Annotated in this window: 14 protein-coding genes; 7 read left to right on the top strand and 7 right to left on the bottom strand. The window is 67.1% G+C overall.

What is annotated here, in order from left to right; translation table 11 throughout:
- Window positions 1–2 precede the first annotated feature (2 nt).
- Together prfB and L2U69_RS02465 are read right to left on the bottom strand one after the other, a co-directional pair.
- Window positions 3–1,131, bottom strand: a protein-coding gene (gene prfB / locus L2U69_RS02470; protein WP_236104762.1) for a peptide chain release factor 2 whose coding sequence is annotated in 2 segments (ribosomal slippage) — window positions 3–1,061 and window positions 1,063–1,131 — 1,128 coding nt in all. Because the reading frame shifts where the segments join, the coding sequence is not laid out codon by codon here.
- A 70-nt stretch (window positions 1,132–1,201) separates the two neighbouring features.
- Window positions 1,202–3,721 carry a penicillin-binding protein 1A gene (locus L2U69_RS02465; protein ID WP_236104761.1) on the bottom strand — a complete coding sequence of 840 codons (2,520 nt, stop codon included), beginning with the start codon at window positions 3,719–3,721 and terminating at the stop codon, window positions 1,202–1,204.
- 728 nt (window positions 3,722–4,449) lie between these two features.
- Here L2U69_RS02465 and L2U69_RS02460 point away from each other — a divergent pair.
- The 5 genes from L2U69_RS02460 to L2U69_RS02440 all read left to right on the top strand — a co-directional run bounded on the left by L2U69_RS02460 (window position 4,450) and on the right by L2U69_RS02440 (window position 11,718).
- On the top strand, window positions 4,450–7,515 hold the full coding sequence (locus L2U69_RS02460) for an Rne/Rng family ribonuclease (protein ID WP_236104760.1): 3,066 nt from the start codon (window positions 4,450–4,452) through the stop codon (window positions 7,513–7,515).
- 219 nt (window positions 7,516–7,734) lie between these two features.
- Window positions 7,735–9,069 (top strand): M48 family metalloprotease, encoded by a 1,335-nt coding sequence (locus tag L2U69_RS02455; RefSeq protein ID WP_236104759.1) that lies wholly within the window; start codon window positions 7,735–7,737, stop codon window positions 9,067–9,069.
- 43 nt (window positions 9,070–9,112) lie between these two features.
- Window positions 9,113–9,868: a DsbA family protein gene (locus L2U69_RS02450; RefSeq protein ID WP_236104758.1), complete on the top strand. Its 756-nt coding sequence runs from the start codon at window positions 9,113–9,115 to the stop codon at window positions 9,866–9,868.
- A 13-nt stretch (window positions 9,869–9,881) separates the two neighbouring features.
- Entirely contained in the window at window positions 9,882–10,301 is a 420-nt protein-coding gene (locus L2U69_RS02445; RefSeq protein ID WP_236104757.1) for a CoA-binding protein, read from the top strand.
- A 139-nt stretch (window positions 10,302–10,440) separates the two neighbouring features.
- Window positions 10,441–11,718, top strand: a complete 1,278-nt coding sequence (locus L2U69_RS02440) for an O-acetylhomoserine aminocarboxypropyltransferase (protein WP_236104756.1) — start codon at window positions 10,441–10,443, stop codon at window positions 11,716–11,718.
- A gap of 10 nt (window positions 11,719–11,728) precedes the next feature.
- Here the strand turns inward: L2U69_RS02440 and L2U69_RS02435 are convergent, their stop codons facing one another.
- The 4 genes from L2U69_RS02435 to L2U69_RS02420 form a co-directional block, all read right to left on the bottom strand.
- On the bottom strand, window positions 11,729–12,952 hold the full coding sequence (locus tag L2U69_RS02435; RefSeq protein WP_236104755.1) for an MFS transporter: 1,224 nt from the start codon (window positions 12,950–12,952) through the stop codon (window positions 11,729–11,731).
- Between the two features lie 85 nt (window positions 12,953–13,037).
- Entirely contained in the window at window positions 13,038–14,105 is a 1,068-nt protein-coding gene (locus L2U69_RS02430) for a COX15/CtaA family protein (RefSeq protein WP_236104754.1), read from the bottom strand.
- A gap of 70 nt (window positions 14,106–14,175) precedes the next feature.
- Window positions 14,176–14,856, bottom strand: coding sequence for a TetR/AcrR family transcriptional regulator (locus tag L2U69_RS02425; protein WP_236104753.1), 681 nt, complete (start codon window positions 14,854–14,856; stop codon window positions 14,176–14,178).
- Window positions 14,857–14,969: 113 nt separating this feature from the next.
- A complete protein-coding gene (locus L2U69_RS02420; protein WP_236104752.1) occupies window positions 14,970–16,274 on the bottom strand; it encodes a cytochrome P450 in 1,305 nt (434 codons plus the stop codon).
- Between the two features lie 186 nt (window positions 16,275–16,460).
- Between L2U69_RS02420 and L2U69_RS02415 the strand changes: the two genes are divergently transcribed.
- Window positions 16,461–16,691: a hypothetical protein gene (locus L2U69_RS02415; protein WP_236104751.1), complete on the top strand. Its 231-nt coding sequence runs from the start codon at window positions 16,461–16,463 to the stop codon at window positions 16,689–16,691.
- Window positions 16,692–16,856: 165 nt separating this feature from the next.
- Here L2U69_RS02415 and L2U69_RS02410 read toward each other — a convergent pair whose 3' ends face one another.
- Complete coding sequence (locus L2U69_RS02410; RefSeq protein WP_236104750.1) at window positions 16,857–17,693, bottom strand: sterol desaturase family protein; 837 nt, start codon at window positions 17,691–17,693, stop codon at window positions 16,857–16,859.
- A gap of 124 nt (window positions 17,694–17,817) precedes the next feature.
- On the opposite strand from L2U69_RS02410, the gene L2U69_RS02405 reads away from it, so the two are divergent.
- Window positions 17,818–18,543: a Crp/Fnr family transcriptional regulator gene (locus L2U69_RS02405; RefSeq protein ID WP_236104749.1), complete on the top strand. Its 726-nt coding sequence runs from the start codon at window positions 17,818–17,820 to the stop codon at window positions 18,541–18,543.

The following is an 18,543-nucleotide window of genomic DNA, read 5'->3' as shown; positions in this document are numbered from 1 at the left end:
GATCAGTCGAGGTCGCTGATCTCCGCCCCGCCGCCTTCGACGCGGGCGGCGAGTGCTGCCGCCATGTAACGGTCGAGGTCGCCGTTCAGCACGCCCTGGGTGTCCGACGTCTCGACACCGGTACGCAGGTCCTTGACCATCTGATAGGGCTGCAGGACGTAGGAGCGGATCTGGTGGCCCCAGCCGATCGCCGTCTTGGTCTCCTCCTGGGCCTGTGCCGCCGCCTCGCGGATCTGCAGCTCGCGCTCGTAGAGGCGCGCCTTCAGCATGGCCATGGCGGTCGAGCGGTTCTTGTGCTGCGAACGGTCGTTCTGGCAGGCGACGACGATGCCGGTCGGCATGTGAGTGATGCGGATGGCCGAATCCGTCTTGTTGACGTGCTGGCCGCCCGCGCCCGAGGCGCGATAGGTATCGACCCGCAGATCCTTGTCCAGGATCTCCACCTCGATCGTGTCGTCCACGACCGGATAGACCCAGACCGAGGCGAAGCTTGTCTGGCGCCTTGCGTTGGAATCGAAGGGCGAGATCCGGACCAGGCGGTGCACGCCCGATTCCGTCTTCATCCAGCCATAGGCGTTCAGGCCCTTGACCAGGATGGTCGCGCTCTTCAGGCCAGCCTGTTCGCCCGGGCTGTCCTCGATCAGTTCGACCTTGTAGCCTCGGCGCTCGGCCCAGCGGGTGTACATGCGCAGCAGCATCTCGGCCCAGTCCTGGGCTTCGGTGCCGCCGGCGCCGGCGTTCACTTCGAGATAGGTGTCGTTGCCGTCCGCCTCGCCCGAGAGCAGGGCCTTGACCTCGGCCTCGCCGGCCTCGTCACGGAGTCGCTTCAGGTTGGCGACGGCTTCGTCCACCAGGGCTTCGTCCCCCTCGCCCTCCGCCATTTCGGCGAGTTCGAGGGTGTCGCCCAATTCGGCTTCCAGCCGGCGATAGGCGCCGATGGCGTCGTCCAGGCGGGTGCGTTCGCGCATGATCTTCTGCGCTTCCGCGGGATCGTTCCAGAGATCCGGATCCTCGACCCGGGCGTTCAGTTCTTCGAGACGGACGTTGGCAACGTCCCAGTCAAAGATGCCTCCTCAGCAGTTCCAGGGACTGCTTGATTTCGGCGTTCAGGGATTCGACGTCGGCGCGCATGGTTCCAACACGTGAAAAATGAAGGCGGCCGGTATAGCGGTTTATGCCCCGGCCGACAACCCGGCCGACTTCAATAGAGGCCGCCGGTCGAGGTATCGCCGGCCGAGGCGGGCGAGGAGACGGCGCCCGGCAGCACCGGCGGCACACCGCCCGCGCCCATGTAGTCGTTCGCCAGCGGATCGTCGAACAGGCCGCCGCCGTGGAAGCCCGCCTCCTCGGAACCGTCCAGCACGGGGCGCGGGCCGAAGGGTTCGGTGCCCGGCTTGAAGGCTTCGAAGATGGCGCGCTCGCCGGGTGCGGCCGGCGCGCCGGTCCTGGGGTTGACGCGCACAAGGCGCAACCCCGGCGGAATGCGGAACGGCAGGGCCGGCTTGTCGGCCAGGGCCTGTTTCATGAAATCGCGGAACACCGGCGCGGCGACCGAACCGCCCGCCTCGCCCCGGCCGAGGGAGCGGGGCTGGTCGAAGCCGAAGAAGACGCCGGCCACGAGATCGGGCGAAAAGCCGATGAACCAGGCATCCTTGTAGTCGTTGGACGTGCCGGTCTTGCCCGCCAGGGGCTTGCCGACGGCGCGCACGCGCCCGCCCGTGCCGCGCTCGACGACACCCTGAAGGATGGAGACCATCTGATAGGCGGTGCCGGGATCGATCACCTCGGGCCGCGTATCGGGGATGCTCGGCGGCGGCTGGCCGTTGTAGCTGGCGGCGATGCAGCCGTCGCAGGGCCGCATGTCGTGCTTGAAGATCGTGCGGCCGCGCCGGTCCTGGATGCGGTCGATCAGGCTGGGCGTGATCTTCTTGCCGCCGTTCACGAATTCGCCGTAGGCGGCGGTCATGCGCAGCAAGGTGGTCTCGCCCGCGCCGAGCGACATGGCCAGATAGGGCGGCATGTCGGTGACCACGCCGAAACGCTCGGCCAGCGCCTTCACCCGGTCCATGCCGAGGTAGTAGGCGAGCCGCGCGGTCACCAGGTTGCGCGACTTCTCGAGCGCGACCCGGAGCGTGATCGGGCCGAGGAAATCATGGGCATAGTTCGACGGGCGCCACGGCGGCAGGCCGGGGCCCTGGTCGGCGGTGAAGGGCCCGTCCATGACCAGGGTCGAGGGCGTGAGGCCGGATTCGAGCGCCGTCGCGAAGACGAAGGACTTGAAGGTCGAACCGGGCTGGCGCTTGGCCTGGGTGGCGCGGTTGAACTGGCTTTCGCCGAAGGACCAGCCGCCGGCCATGGCGAGCACGCGGCCGGTATGGGGATCGAGGGCGACAAGGGCGGCGCCGACGTTCGGAATCTGCCGCAGGCCGTAGTCGCCCGCCTTTTGGAGCGCCTCGACCGCGATCACGTCGCCGGCGCGGACCACGTCGGCGGGTTTCTGCGGCGCGGGGCCGACATGCTGGCCCGTGGTCGCGGCCCGGGCCCATTTCATTTCGGCCATGGGCACGCGGCCCGTCTCGCCGTCGGCGAGGGTGATGGCGGCGGCATTGCCGTCGACGCCGGTGACGACGGCGAGGCGCCAGGACCCGATGCCGGGGGCCGATAGGCCGGCGGGCGCCGGCACCTCGACCAGGGCGGTCGCCCAGTCGGTGCCTTCCGCGCGCTTGATGCGGGTGATCGGGCCGCGCCAGCCATGGCGCCGGTCGTAGTCGATCATGCCCTCGTGCAGGGCCTTGTCGGCCATGGCCTGCATCTTGGGATCGAGACTGGTGCGGACGCTGAGACCGCCTTCATAGAGCGAGTCCTCGCCATAGAGGGAGACGATCTCGCGGCGCACTTCCTCGGCGAAATATTCGGCACTGGTGGTATTGCCTCGGTGCCCCTCGGTCGTCTCGAGGGGGGTCGCCTTCGCCTCTTCCCATTCGGTGCGGGTGATGCGGCCATCCTCGTACATGCGGTCGAGAACCCAGTTGCGCCGGGCCGTCGCGGCTTCGCGCCGGCGCACGGGGTGATAGTTCGACGGCGCCTTGGGCAGCGCCGCCAGATAGGCGATCTCGGCCACGCTCAATTCGTCGAGCGCCTTGCCGAAATAATTCAGCGAGGCGGCGGCGACGCCATAGGAGCCCATGCCGAGATAGATCTCGTTCAGATAGAGCTCGAGGATCCGGTCCTTGGAGAAGGCGCGTTCGATCCGGAAGGTCAGAATCGCCTCGCGGATCTTGCGGCCGTAGGAGACTTCATTGCCGAGGAGGAAGTTCTTCGCCACCTGCTGGGTGATGGTGGAGGCGCCGACCGGGCGGCGGTCGCTGCCGATGTTGCGCAGATTGGTGAAGATCGCCCGGATCACGCCGGTGAAGTCGATGCCGCCGTGGCTGTAGAAGTCCTTGTCCTCGGCCGAGAGGAAGGCGCCGATGACCCGGGGCGGGATCTGCGCAATGGGCACGAAGAGGCGCCGTTCGCGGGCGTATTCGGCCAGCAGGGAGCCGTCGCCCGTGTGGAGGCGGGTCGTGACCGGCGGTTCGTAGACCGCGAGCTGGCGATAGTCGGGCAGATCGCGCGAATAGTGGTGGACCACCCAGAGGCCGCCCAGAAGAGCGACCACCGCGAGGATCGCGAAAGCTCCGAAAATCAGACCGAGGAAGCGCATGTATCGCCGTTGCATGGACCCGTCTGCGCCGTCTTATATCCCATTGATGATGATTGCGGACCTTCGTCCAGGAATATGGCGGGGCTGTGGCATGGCTGCATCACCATCGAGGCACCGCGCCCCTATCCTCTTACCCGCCCCGGCGCGCCTGCCGGCGCGCGAATAAACGTTGCCGTATTGTTTCGCGCGTCATATTGTTGCCGTCGCGATTAAGGCACCGGTCGAAATCCGCCAATCGAATCCGTCTTGTAAGGTCCCGCCGCGCGGGACTCCGCAGTTCATCGGTTGGCGCAGTGGACAAGATTCGTCGCGTACCGACCGCGAAAGCATCCCTGGGGCTGGGAAGTCCGGGGGGCTGGATCGGCGAAGTCGGGAAACGACGGCGGCAGGCGCCTTTACGACAACGCTCTTTCAATCCCGAAATTTCACCCGCACAGACAAGTTTTCGCCCGTGTCGTCAGACCTAGAGTTGGCCCTTTCCGAAGCAAATCGCCCCGGCGCTCCCGCCGGACGGGCCGTTGCCGGTAGCGCCCAGGGTCTGCGCATCGTGCATGCCCGCCGCCGTAGCTTCGGTGGCTGCCGATCCCCGCGCTTCATGACCGAACCCGTGCGCAACGCCCGGGTTCCGGGAACGACCACGTGCCCGGGGACGACCACGTGCAAGGCTGTCTGTGCCCAACCCGCCCCGCGACAGGTTCCGGCGTCTCATCCGCCGTCCGTCCGGGGTCGAGGAGAGTCACCTGATGGCAACCCGCATGCTCATCGACGCCACGCATCCGGAGGAAACCCGGGTCGTCGTGGTGCGCGGCAACCGGCTTGAAGAATTCGACTTCGAGTCCGCGAACAAGAAGCAGCTCAAGGGCAATATCTATCTGGCCAAGGTCACCCGCGTGGAGCCCTCGCTCCAGGCGGCCTTCGTCGAGTATGGCGGCAACCGCCACGGCTTCCTGGCCTTCTCCGAAATCCACCCGGACTACTACCAGATCCCGGTCGCGGACCGGCAGGCCCTCCTCGAGGAGGAAGCCGCCGCCCATGCCGACGAGGATGAGGACGACGACGAGGACGAAGGCGCCGAGGGTGAAGGCGCCGCCGAAGCATCGTCGGACGACGAGGACGGCGACGACGATGGCCTGATCGAGGAAGTCGAGGTCGACACCGAGACCGAGCTGGTCGGCGCCGACGATGACGACGACGACGATCAGAACGGCGGCGACGACGAAGACGACGATTCCCGCATGGCCGCCGACGCGGAATTCGAGGACCCCATCCTCGAAGGCATGCCCGCCGACGGCGATGCGCCCGACACCGAGGCCCCTGCCCCCGCCGCCGCCAAGCCGAAGGAAGACGCCGCCGAGGCCCCGGCCGAAACGGAAGCCGAAGCCGTGATCGAGATGCCGGCGGACGCCGAGGCGCCCGAAGCAGTTCAGGCCGAAACAGCTCAGGCCGACGCAGCCCAGGCCGAAGAACCGCAGGCCGAGGCCCCCCAGGCCGAAACGACCGAAGCCGAGCCCGCCGAAGCCGAGCCGGTCGAAGCCAGGACCGACGACGCGGCGCAGACCGAAGAGACGACCGCCTTCGATCCCATGCCCGTGTTCCCGGCCGGCGACGACGAGGATGGCGAGAGCGCCACGGCCGACGAGACGGCGGCCGAACAGCCGGCGCGTCCGCGCTTCCGCCCGCGCCGCTCCTACAAGATCCAGGAAGTGATCAAGCGCCGGCAGATCATGCTGGTGCAGGTCGTGAAGGAGGAGCGCGGCAACAAGGGCGCCGCGCTGACCACCTATCTCTCGCTCGCCGGGCGCTATTGCGTGCTGATGCCGAATTCGCCGCGCGGCGGCGGCATTTCGCGCAAGATCCAGAACCCGGCCGACCGCAAGCGCCTGAAGTCGATCACCTCGGAACTCGAGGTGCCGAAGGGCATGAGCGTGATCATGCGCACGGCCGGCCTGAACCGTTCCAAGCCCGAGATCAAGCGCGACTACGAATATCTGCTGCGCATGTGGGATTCGGTGCGCGAGCTGACCCTGAAGTCGGCGGCCCCCGCCCTCGTCTACGAGGAAGGCAATCTGATCAAGCGCGCGATCCGCGATCTCTATTCGAAGGATATCGACGAAATCCAGGTCGACGGCGAGGAAGGCTACCGCCAGGCCAAGGATTTCATGCGCATGCTGATCCCGAGCCACGCCAAGCACGTGCAGCTCTATCGCGACCGGGTGCCCCTGTTCCACCGCGCCCAGATCGAGAACCAGCTCGACCAGATGTTCAACCCGACGGTGCACCTGCGCTCGGGCGGCTACATCGTCATCAACCCGACCGAGGCGCTGGTCTCGATCGACGTCAACTCGGGCCGCGCCACGCGTGAGCACAACATCGAGGAGACGGCGACCAAGACCAATCTGGAAGCGGCGGAGGAAATCGCCCGCCAGCTTCGCCTGCGCGATCTCGCCGGCCTCGTCGTCGTCGACTTCATCGACATGGAAGACCAGCGCAATGCCCGCGCGGTCGAACGCAAGATGAAGGACTGCCTGAAGTCGGATCGCGCCCGCATCCAGATCGGCCGCATCTCGCCCTTCGGCCTTCTCGAGATGTCGCGCCAGCGCCTGCGCCCGTCGCTGCTCGAAGCCTCGACCGTCACCTGCCCGCATTGCCGGGGCATCGGCCTCGTGCGGTCGACGGAATCGACCGCGCTCCACGTGCTGCGCGGCATCGAGGACGAAGGCATGCGCGAGCGCGCCTCGAAGATCGCGGTCAAGGTGCCGGAGGCGATCGCCCTCTACATCTTCAACCACAAGCGCGAGGCGCTGCGCTCCCTCGAGGAACGCTACGACTTCAAGATCTACATCGAGATCGACGAGAGCCTGATCGCGCCCGAATTCCGCATCGAGCGCCTGGCCAACCGCAGCACCCCGGTGCCCGAGGCGGTGCTGGCGATCCGCTCCGGCACCTTCCCCATGCCCGACCTCGAGGACGAGGACCCGGTCGAGGACGACGTCGAGGCGGAGGACGCCGAAGCCGAGAGCGAAGGCGCGACCGAGGGCAGCGGCGATGCAGAGAACGGCGACGGCAGCAAGCGCCGCCGTCGCCGCCGCCGTCGTCGCGGCAAGGACAAGGAAAACGGTGAAGGCGCCCAGGAGGCGGCCGAAGGCGACGCGGAGAGCGAGAGCGAAGCCGGCGGCGCCGAGGGCGAGGACGGCTCGGACGGTGACGCCGAGACCGACGCCGACAATGGCGAGACGGGCGAGGACGGCAACCGCCGCCGCCGTCGCAGGGGCCGCCGTGGTGGCCGCCGCCGCCGGACCGATGGCGACGAGGCAGCGGCTTCCGGCACCGACGCGGACGCCGAGGCCGAGGCCGAGGATCCGACCGTCCTGGTCACCCATATCCCGATCATCGACGAGGGCGACGCCCTGACCGCGGACGCCATCGAGGCCGCCCTGTCCGCCGCCCGGGTGGACGACGCGCCGGTGGCGGCGGAAGCCGTCGCCGCCGAAGTCGACGTGGCCGAAACCGTGGCCGAGGCCCCGGCCCCCGAACCCGTTCCGGAAGCGCCGGCGGAACCCCCGCTGGATATTCCGGCGGCGGAGCCGGCCATGGCCAAGGAATCGCCGTCGCCCGAACCGGCGGCCACGGCCGACACGCTGTTCCCCGAGACCGTCAGCCCCGAGGTCGAGGCGGATGGCGCCGCCGCGCCGGCCGAGGAAGAGCCTGTGAACAAGCCCGTCGAGACCATCGTCGCCGGCACCGCGCCGGCGACGGAAGCCCCCCGCGCGCCGCGCCGGGGCTGGTGGCAGCGCCGCTTCGACTCCTGAGGCGGGCGCCGCGCGGCGTCAGATCGGCAACGATCCGGGGGCGGTCCAGGGCGTCATAATTGCGCCATGGGCCGCCCCTTTTCTTTGTGCTAGCTTCCCCCCGGGGCTAGGGCGGACAATTCGGAGAACTGCATTTTGACGTCGATGTCTGCCCCCACCCGAGACCGTCGGGCGGGAATCTTTCGGGCCGCACGGGCCCTGCGGACCGCGATCGCACTCATGGCTGCGCTGGCGACCGCCGCAGCCGGATTCTGGCCGCTGTCGGCCGCCGCCCAGGGCCGTTCCCTGTCCCTGATCCGCGACGCCGAGACCGAGGCCTATATCCGCGCCATGGCGGAACCGATCTTCCAGGCCGCCGGACTCGACGCCTCGGCCGTGCGCGTGATCCTGATCCAGGATCCGACCCTCAACGCCTTCGTCGCCGGCGGCCAGAACCTGTTCCTGAACACAGGCCTGTTGCGCGCCGTGGAAACCCCCGAACAATTGCTGGGCGTCATCGCCCACGAGACCGGCCATATCGCCGGCGGCCACCTGGTGCGCAGCACCGAGGCCCTGCGCAATGCCTCGATCCAGCAGATCATCGCGACCGTGCTCGGCGCCATCGCGGTGATCGGCGGCGGTGGCGACGCCGGCGCCGCCATCATGATGGGCGGGTCCCAGGTCGCGCAGCGCAGCTTCCTGAAGTATTCGCGGACCCAGGAATCGGCGGCGGATCAGGCCGCCATCACCTTTCTCGACAAGCTCCACATCACGGCGCGCGGCCTGGCGGAATTCCTGTCGATCATCGAGCGCGACGCGCTCCGCATCCGTTCCGACCTGAACCCCTATGTCTATACGCACCCGCTGACGCCGGAGCGCATTTCGGCGCTGACGACCAGGGTCGAACAATCGCCCTATCGCGATTCCGCCGCCTCGCCCGTCTTCGTCGAGATGCTGGCGCGCATTCAGGGCAAGCTGCGCGGCTATATCGACAATCCGGAGACGACGCTGCGCGCCATTCCCCCGTCCTCGACCAGCGTCGCCGACCGCTATGCCCGCGTGGTGGCGCTCTATCGCAAGCCGGACGTGCCGCGCTTCGTCCACGAGGTCGATCTTCTGCTTCAGTCCTATCCGAACGATGCCTATTTCCTCGAGCTCAAGGGCCAGGGCCTGCTGGAGAACGGCCGCATCGCCGAGTCCATCGAACCCTATCGCCTCGCGGTCCGCGCGGCGCCGAAGGAACCGCTGATCCGCGTCGGCCTCGCCAGCGCCATGATCGCGACGGAAGATCCGCAACAGACCGCGGCCGCCATCCGCGATCTCGAAATCGCCACGCGCGAGGATCCGGACAATTCCATGGCCTGGTATCAGCTCGCCATCGCCTATGGCCGGCAGGACAATATCGGCATGGCGGCGCTGGCCTCGGCGGAGCGCTTCATGCTGACCGGCAAGCTCGAGGACGCCTATCAGCAGGCCCAGCGGGCGGAGGCGGCCCTGCCCGTCGGCTCGCCCGGCGCGCTGCGTGCCGCCGATATCCGCGACCTCTCCCTGCGCCTCTGGCGCGACCAGAAATAGGAATACGGGCCGCCGCGCGGCCCCTCCGATGGAGTATCGAGCCATGCGTTCCACCCTCGCCGCCGTCGGCCTGGCCGCCGCCATGATGATCCAGGGTCTGGCCCCCGCCCACGCGGAAAGCTTCGATGCCGGCCAGCAGCAGGAAATCCGGGACATCGTCCGCGCCTATCTGCTCGAACATCCCGAAGTGATCGTCGAAGCGATCCAGGTCCTCCAGGATCGACAGGAAGCGGCCGAGGCCGAACACGCCAAGGGCCAGATCGCCGAACTGCGGGACAAGATCCTGCGCGACGCCCGCGATCCGGTGATCGGCAATCCGGTCGGCGACGTCACCCTGGTCGAATTCTTCGACTATCGCTGCGGCTATTGCAAACAGGCCCAGCCGATCGTCATGGAACTGATCAAGGCCGATCCCAAGGTCCGCGTCGTCCTCAAGGAATTCCCCATTCTCGGCCCGGATTCGGTGCTCGCCAGCCATGCCGCCCTCGCCGCCGTCGGCCAGGACAAATACCGCGAATTCCACGAGGCGCTGATCGCCTCGCGCGGGGCCCTGCCCGAGGACAAGATCATGGCCATCGCCGGATCCGTCGGTCTCGACACCGATCGTCTGAAGAAGGACATGGCCTCGCCCGCCATCGCCGGCCACATCGACGACGTGAAGGCCCTGGCACAGGATCTCGGCATCAACGGCACGCCCGGCTTCATCATCGGCGACACGCTGGTGCCCGGCGTGGTCGACCTCGCCACCCTCCAGAAGCTGGTGGACGAGGCCCGCAAGACCTGCACCGACGCCTGCTGAGGTCCAGACCGCCATGCCCTATCCGAACGACGATGCCGTCATCCGCCGCCTGCTGACCGAGATGCGCACCATCGCCCTGGTCGGCGCCAGCACCAACCCGGACCGTCCGTCCAACGAGGTCATGGCCTTCATGCTGCGGCACGGCTATCGGGTGATCCCGGTCAATCCGGGCCAGGCCGGCAAGACCATCCTGGACCAGAAGGTCTATGCCAGTCTGGCCGACATCCCGGAACCGGTCGACATCGTCGACATCTTCCGCGAGCAGAGCGCCGTCGCGGGCGTGGTGGACGAAGCGATCGCCATCAAGGCCAAGGCGGTCTGGATGCAGCTCGGCCTCGCCGACGACGCCGCGCGGGCCAAGGCGGAGGCCGCCGGCCTCGAAGTGGTGATGGACCGCTGCCCCAAGATCGAGATCTACCGCCTCGGTCTTTGAACGCCGAATTTTCGTAAAGGAAATTCCTGAGCACGGCATTCGCGCGAATGCTGGACGGTGCGGCGATGGCTCGCCAGAATGCCCGTCCTTCAGGAAGCCCTTCCCAAAAGAAAACCCGTCCTATCGGTGGAGACCAGGAATGAGCGAGCATAAGGCAGCCTTCGAAACGCGCACCGTCCACGCCGGTGCCGCCCCGGACCCGGCGACCAAGGCCCGGGTGACGCCGATCTATCAGACCGCCTCCTATGTGTTCGACGATGTCGATCACGCGGCGTCGCTGTTCGGGCTTCAGGCCTTCGGCAACATCTATTCGCGCATCATGAACCCGACCAATGCGGTGCTCGAAGGGCGCATCGCAGATCTCGAGGGCGGCACCGCCGCGCTCGCCGTCGCCTCGGGCCATGCCGCGCAATTCCTCGTGTTCCACACCCTGTTGTCGCCGGGCGACAAGTTCCTCGCCTCGCGGAAGCTCTACGGCGGCTCGATCAATCAGTTCGGCGAAAGCTTCAAGTCCTTCGGCTGGGAAGTGATCTGGGTCGATCCCGAGGATCCGCGGAATTTCGACCGAGCCTTCGTGCCGGGCGTGAAAGCGATCTTCGTCGAATCGATCGCCAATCCGGGCGGCGTGATCACCGATCTCGACCCGATCGGCGAAATCGCCAGGAAGCACCATGTGCCCCTGATCGTCGACAACACCCTGGCGACGCCCTATCTGGTCCGCCCGTTCGAGCACGGCGCCAACCTGATCGTCCATTCGGCGACCAAGTTTCTGGGCGGCCACGGCAATTCGATCGGCGGCCTGATCGTCGACGGCGGCAATTTCGACTGGCTGGCGGACGACAAATATCCGCTGATCTCGAAGCCCAACCCGTCCTATGCCGGGCTCGAACTGGGCAAGACCTTCGGCAACATCACCTTCGCCATCGCCGCCCGCGTGCTGGGGCTGCGCGATCTCGGGCCGGCGCTCGCGCCCATGAACGCCTTCATGATCCTGACCGGCATGGAGACCCTGGCGCTGCGCATGGAACGGCAATGCGCCAATACGCTGGCCGTCGCGCGCCATCTGGCCCAGCACGACAAGGTCGCCTGGGTTTCCTATGCCGGGCTCGAGGGCGACAAGTACCACGCGCTGCAGGAGAAATACGCGCCCAAGGGCGCCGGCGCCGTCTTCACCTTCGGCCTGAAGGGCGGCTATGACGCCGGCGTGAAGCTGGTCCAGAACGTGAAGCTGTTCTCCCACCTCGCCAATATCGGCGACGTGCGCAGCCTCGTCATCCACCCGGCCTCGACCACCCACAAGCAGCTTACGCCGGAGCAGCGCGCGGCGGCCGGCGCCGGCGACGACGTCGTGCGCCTGTCGATCGGCATCGAGAACGTGATGGACATCATCGCCGACCTGGATCAGGCACTGGCCTGATCCGGTACCGTCATTCGGCCGGGGCGACCGCCTCCCGCGCGGGGCGGTCGACCGGCAGCATGATGCAGAACGCGGCCGCGATGGCCGCGAAGCCGGACAGCACCACCAGCAGCCCGTCCAGCGATCCGGTCAGGCGGTGAATGATGGGCACGAGGCTGACGCCGAGGGACGACACGCCGAGGGTCAGCACGAATTTCGCGCCGAAGGCGCGGCCGCGCCAGGCCGGCGGGGTATATTTCGCCAGCAGGGTATTTTCCGCCGGCTGGCCGACCACGTTGAACGAGATCATCAGCGCCGCCATGCCCACCAGGGCCGAGCCCGAGAGCATGACCGCGATCAGGATCACCGGGATCTGGGCGAGCTGTGCCGCCATATAGACCATGCGCGGCGGGAACCGATCCGCCATCTCGCCGCCGACGAACTGGCTGAGCGCCGAGAAGACATAGACGCCCGAGACCAGAAGACCGATGCCGAAGGTACCCTCGACCAGGGACCCCGCGCGTTCCTCGAACAGCTTCGGCAGGCCGACCGAGGTCGCCTGATAGATCAGCCCGGTCATCAGCATGGTGACCGACAGCACCCAGAACACGCGGCGCACCTCGCCCCGGCCCGGCGCCGCGGTCGGCGCGACGTCATGGGCGACGTCGAAGATGCGGCCCCGGCGTATCAGGACGATGAAGGCGATGCCGATCGCGAGCGAGATCGCGCCGGGCACGAAGAAGGCTGTGCGCCAGCCGAAACGATCGGCCAGGAAGCCGGCGACCACGGCGGCGCCCGCGGTGCCCAGCGAACCGAAGATGCCGTTGATGCCGAGCGCGCGGCCCCGATTGGCGGCATTGCGCACAAGCCAGGCGATGCCGACCGGGTGATAGATCGAGGCGAAGAGCCCGATCGCCGCGAGGCCGAGGGTGAGCTGGGTCAGATTGTCCGCGAAACCCGTCGCGATGGCGGCACCGCCCAGGCCGACGAAGAAGACCGCGATCATGCCCGGCGCGCTCCAGCGGTCGCCCAGCCAGCCGGCGGGAATGGCGCCCGCGCCGAACAGCACGAAGAGCGGGATCGAAGCCCAGGCCAATGTGTCGTAGGGCAGGCCCCAGTCCTTCTCCACCGCCAGCACCACCGTCGCATAGAGCAGGGTGAAGAGATGGGAGAAACTATGGGCGATGCTGGAAAAGCCGAGGCCCAGATTGGCGGAACGGGGATTGGCTGAACGGGCGGAAGCGGTCGTCGTCATCCCGCCATATTGCGCGGCGCGCCATGGCTTGTCTCATGCCGGATCGGCAGACCTCGCCTGCATGAGCCCGTCAAAATATGGGCCGTCAAACCCGGCGCAGCCGGTGCAGCAGATTGAGCCCCAGGGTGAAGAGGATGAAGGCCCCCGCCTGATGCAGGGCGCCGAGCCAGACCGGCACCACGGCGATCAGGGTCCAGATGCCGAGCAGCACCTGCAGGACGACACCGAAGGCGACCAGCAGCGCGGCATCGGAGGCCGCGGGCGCCCGCGCACGGACCGCGAGCGCATGAAGGACCAGAAGGACCGCGACCAGAATGGCGAAATGCCGGTGCAGGAACTGCGCGGTGATATTGTTCTCGAACGGGTCGAGCCATGCCGGCACATGGGTGAACAGCCCGTTCGGGATCCAGTCCCCGTCCATCAGCGGCCAGGTATTGTAGGCAAGCCCGGCATCGAGCCCGGCGACGAAGGCGCCGAGCACGATCTGCAGGAAGACCAGCGCCAGCCCGAGCGCGGCGAGCCGCGACAGGCCGGGCGACGGTATCCGGACCACCCTGCCCCGCCAGAGATCGAGCGCGGTCCAGAACACCGCCGCGTGAATGACGAAGGCGAGCGAGAGATGGGCCGCCAACCGGTATTGCGAGACCGAGACCCGTTCCGTCAGGCCGGACGCCACCATGAACCAGCCGAGCGCGCCCTGCGTGCCGCCGAGGATCAGGATCCCGCCCAGGCGCCAGGCCATGGGCCGGTCCAGCTTGCCGCGCAGCAGGAACCACAGATAGGGCACGAGGAAGGCGAAGCCGATCAGGCGCCCGAGCAGGCGGTGGGACCATTCGAACCAGAAGATCCGTTTGAATTCCCCAAGGCTCATGCCGTAGTTGAGCTGCTCGTATTGCGGGATCTTGCGGTAATTGGCGAATTCCGCCTCCCACGCCTCGGCCGAGAGCGGCGGCAGCGCGCCGCTGACCGGCTTCCATTCGGTGATGGAGAGGCCCGAATCCGTCAGCCGCGTCACCCCGCCCAGCACCACCATGGCCAGCAGCAGGAAGGAGACGACGAACAGCCAGCGCGCCACCGCCCGCTCGTTCGGCGAGGGTTGCGACGGCAGGCTCCGGGCCTGCGACTGGCTCTGCATCATGCCGGCGACACTCATGCTCGGTTCCATATCCAGTGGTTCGCGCCACGGCTGGGGAACCCGTGGCGCAGGCGCGGAAAATAGATCATCACGGGCGGCGCGAAAAGGCGCCCGGGAAACTCGACGCCGTCGCGATCGCCTCGTCGAGGTTCAGGCGCGCCACCAGGCGCCGTCGGGCCTCGGGCTTAAGCCAGTCTCCGAAACAGTCGAGGTGATGGACGATGCCCCAATCCGCCATGCGGGTCATGTCCTCGTCGCTCATGTTCATTTCGCGGAACAATTCGGGCGCGAAGCGGATGACGACGATCGAATTGGTCACCAGGGGGCCAATCCAGGCGTCGGGAATGTCGAGATGGCCAGCCGTCTTCAGGGCGGCGAAGAAGCGCCCCATCTGTGCCCAGGAGGCTTCGTAGATGGCCCCCGCCGCGTCGTGGAGGCTGGCGGGAAATTCGCCATAGTCCGGACGGTCGCGGAAGATGCAGCGAAAGCTCCGCACCTCGTCCGAGAGAGCGGCGAGCAGGCGGGCGTAATCCTCGAGCACGTCGTCCTCGCCCGGCACGATCGCCAGGCGCTCGCGGGCGAAGGCGACATAGCGTTCCGCGATCGCGTCGAGAAGATCGCGCTTGCTCTTGAAATGGTACCAGAGGTTGCCTTCGGTCATGCCCAGTTCGGCCGCCAGGGCGGCGGTCGTGACATTGCCGAAATGCCTTTCGTTGAACAGCCGCAGGGCGGTTTCGATGATGCGCTGGCGCGTGTTCCTCTTGGCCATGGCGCACGAGTAGCGCATCGCGCCCGCCGTGTCAGCTTCGTTGCGGGCGCGAAAGGCGCGGCGTCGCGCCTCAGGCCGTTTTCGGCCCAAGGCGCCCCCGTCCGTGGCCGGCGTCAGACCGCCTTGGGGTGCAGGCGCACCATCACTTCGTCGTAGCCGTTGACGAAATTGGAGAGCACACGCTTCGGCTCCGCCACCAGTTCGACCCGGTCGAAGCGCTTCAGGATCTCTTCCCACAGCACGCGGAGCTGCATTTCGGCCATGCGGTTGCCCATGCAGCGGTGGATGCCGAAGCCGAAGGAGATATGATGGCGCGCGCGCGGCCGGTCGATCAGGAAGGCGTCGGGATTGTCGATCGCCGTCTCGTCGCGGTTGCCGGAGCAGTACCAGAACACGACCTTGTCGCCCTTCTTGATCTGCTTGCCGCCGAAGACGACGTCTTCCTTCACCGTGCGGCGCATGTGGGACAGCGGCGTCTGATAGCGGATGACCTCCGAGACCATGTTGGTGATCAGACCAGGGTCGGCGCGCAGCTTGTCGTATTCGGCCGGGTTCTGGTTCAGGAACACGACGCCCCCCGAGATCGAATTGCGGGTCGTGTCGTTGCCGCCGACAATCAGCAGCATCAGGTTCCCCACCAGTTCCAGCGGGTTCTTCACCATGTCCTTGGTGTCCGGGTTGTGGGCCATCAGCGAGATGAAGTCGAACTTCGGCTCGGCCGCCGCCCGCTCGTGCCACAGCCTGGTGAAATAGGCGAGGCATTCCATGAGGATGCGCTGGCGCTCCGCCATGTCGGCGGGCACGCCCACGGCTTCCGACGCGGTCGAGACGTCGGACCAATAGGGCAGCAGGTAGCGGTCCTCGAAGGGCACGTCGAACAGGGTCGCCAGCATCTGGGTGGTCAGCTCGCGCGAGACGCGGTCGACCCAGTTGAAGGGTTCGTCGGTCGGCAGGCTGTCCAGGATGGCGCCGGCGCGGCGGCGGATCAGATCCTCCAATTCCGACAGGCGCTGAGGGGCAACCGCGGGCGAGGCGGCGCGACGCTGCACGTCGTGGATCGGCGGATCCATGGCGATGAACATGGGCGGCACGAAATCGTCGGTCGGATCGCCGATGATGATCGAGGGCTCCGACGAGAACACCTTGGTGTTGGTTTCGGCCGCGACGATGTCGTCGAAGCGGGTCAGCGACCAGAACGGGCCGAAGGCGCTTTCGGCCGTGAAATGCACCGGGTCTTCCTGACGCAGGCGGCGGAAGTAGTCGCCGTGGACATTGTTCAGATAGAGCTCCGGCCGGCTCGGGTCGATCTTGTCGAGGGGCAGGGTCCAGGGATCGGGGACCGCCGCCGTCGCCGGGCCTGCCTTCGGGGTACCGGCATTGGGGGAAATCGCTGTCGTAGAAACCGATGCCTGTGCCATTCGTGCCTCCCTCTCGCTATTTTTAGGGTTTATACCCTAATTTTCGCCGAAGACAAAGCCGCCGATGATGTCGCCCTTGCCATGGTCATCAACATGACTGATCAATGGCGCGGTGCCACGCTCCCCTTTCGGGGGGTAATATGGAAAAGAAGCAATCGGAACGGGCCGCACCCCGTGGAATCGCCCATGCCCAATCCTCAGCCGCCATCGGACGGCGACGTCATCGACACCCCGCGCCGCATCGCCTTCTGGGCCGGCCTGCTCGGCGTCATCGCCGGCTATTTCCTGATGCAGCATCTGTTCGAGACCCGGCCCGAACTCGGCCAGGTGACGATCTACGCCCTCGCCTCCATCCCGCCCTTCGCCGCCTGGGGTGTGGGACTTACGCTGGCGCGCCACTTCACGCGGGGGCGGTAGGCTCTCACACCGTCGCCCCGGCGAAGGCCGGGGCCTGCATCGGGACGAGCCGCCCCGTTTTCGAGAGATCCCGGCCTTCGCCAGGACGACGATAACTTGTTGGGCCGGCAAACGAGAAAGGCGCGGATCGCGGGATCCGCGCCCTCGATCTCGATATCCGGATCGTCAGGCCCGGGCGCGGACCGCGACCGGTTCCTCTTCAATCGTTTCTTCCGGCGCCCGGAACAGGGGCCACAGCATCTGTTCGCTCACGGTCGTCGGCGGCAGGTTCTCGACGCCGAACTGTTCGGGATAGCGCCGGGTGATCTTGGCGGTACCGAACAGCACGTCCCAGAAGAACAGCAGGTTGCCGAAATTGCCCTTGTAGTTGGTGACGCCGTCGGACGCATGCTTGCCGTGGTGGGCGGCGTGGGTCGCGGGGGTGGAGATCGTGCGTTCCACGACCCACATCACCGGCGACAGCCACTTGATGCGATAGAGCGGCGCATCCCAGCGCAAGTCCGAATGCGCGCCGATGATCACCGCCATCTTGACCACCACATAGATGGCATAGACATGGCCGAGGCCGAGGAAGATCAAGGCGCCGGACAGCCACAGCGACGGCATGAGCAGGTAGTAGAAGAAATTGTTCCGATAGACGATGCGCACCGACATGTATTCGGCGTTGTGATGGGGCCGATGCAGCTTGTAGAGCCAGGACACCGAATGGGACAGGCGGTGCCACCAATATTGGAACATGTCGTCGAAGATCAGCAGGATCGCGATCTGCGCGATCACGGGCAGGCCGATCAGGGCATCCCGGGGCGCGAACTGGCTGGCCAGGAAAGCCCCGCCGGCCAGTGCCAGCGGCATGGAAATCAACATCATCGCGCCGAGGCTCAGCACCTCGACCCTGCGGTCGCCCGGCTTCTGTTCCTTCTTCGCGATCAGGCCGGTGAAACAGGCTTCGAGCAAGGCGACGGCGAGGAAGATGCCGAAAACGGCGATATCCTTGGTTTCCATGGCTTTCTCCAGGAGGGGCGGCGCGCCCGTCATCGTTCTGCGCTTGGGATAGGCCGATCACCGGGGCTAGAATGCCAACTAGTTATCTATTCGGCGAAAATCGTCGCCCCCCGAGGCCTGGCCCATGCCCGATCTCTTCGATCTCGACACGCCCGCCCTGCTCCCCCTGCTGCCCGAGGCGACGCGCGCGGCGCTGCTGGCGGCGGGCACGCCCGTCCACTACCGCGACGGTGCCCTGGTTCATGCCCGGGGCGACCGCAAGCCCGGGCTTTCGGTGGTGCGCTCCGGCACCGTGCGCATCGGCAATCCGGGCTCGGACGGCTCCTATGTCACCACCTCGATCCTGGGGCCGGGTCATTGCTTCGGCGAATTCACCCTCTTCGCCAATCTGCCCCGCACCCACGACGTGGTGGCGATCGGCGACGTGGTGATCGACCAGATCCCGCGCCCGCGCTTCATGGCGCTCTATCACGAGGACCGCAACCTGAGCTGGGCCCTGCTGTGTCTGGCGACGCGGCGGATCCACGCCCTGGTCGAATTCGCCGAGGATCTGCGCCGCCTGCCCCTGCCCGTCCAACTGGCCAAGCATCTGCTGGCCATGACGCGCGGCAGCACCGGGCCCGGCAGCGTCGGCCTGGTGCAGGACGATCTCGCCTCCCTGTTCGGGGTCTCGCGGGTCTCGATCGGCAAGGCCCTGCGCCGCCTGGTGGCGGAGGACCTGCTGAACCTCGGCTATGGCCGCATCGAAATTCCCGACCGCGCCCGCCTCGCCGACTGGCTGGCCGACCGCACGGTTCTGATGCCGCTCGAGCGGGACGACGACGGCGACGCCGTGACACCCGGCAAATAG

It is taken from the genome of Zavarzinia marina, assembly GCF_021568905.1.
GTDB lineage: Bacteria > Pseudomonadota > Alphaproteobacteria > Zavarziniales > Zavarziniaceae > Zavarzinia > Zavarzinia marina.
Note: the sequence above shows the minus strand (reverse complement) of the source record. Positions and strands in the feature narration are given on the sequence as shown.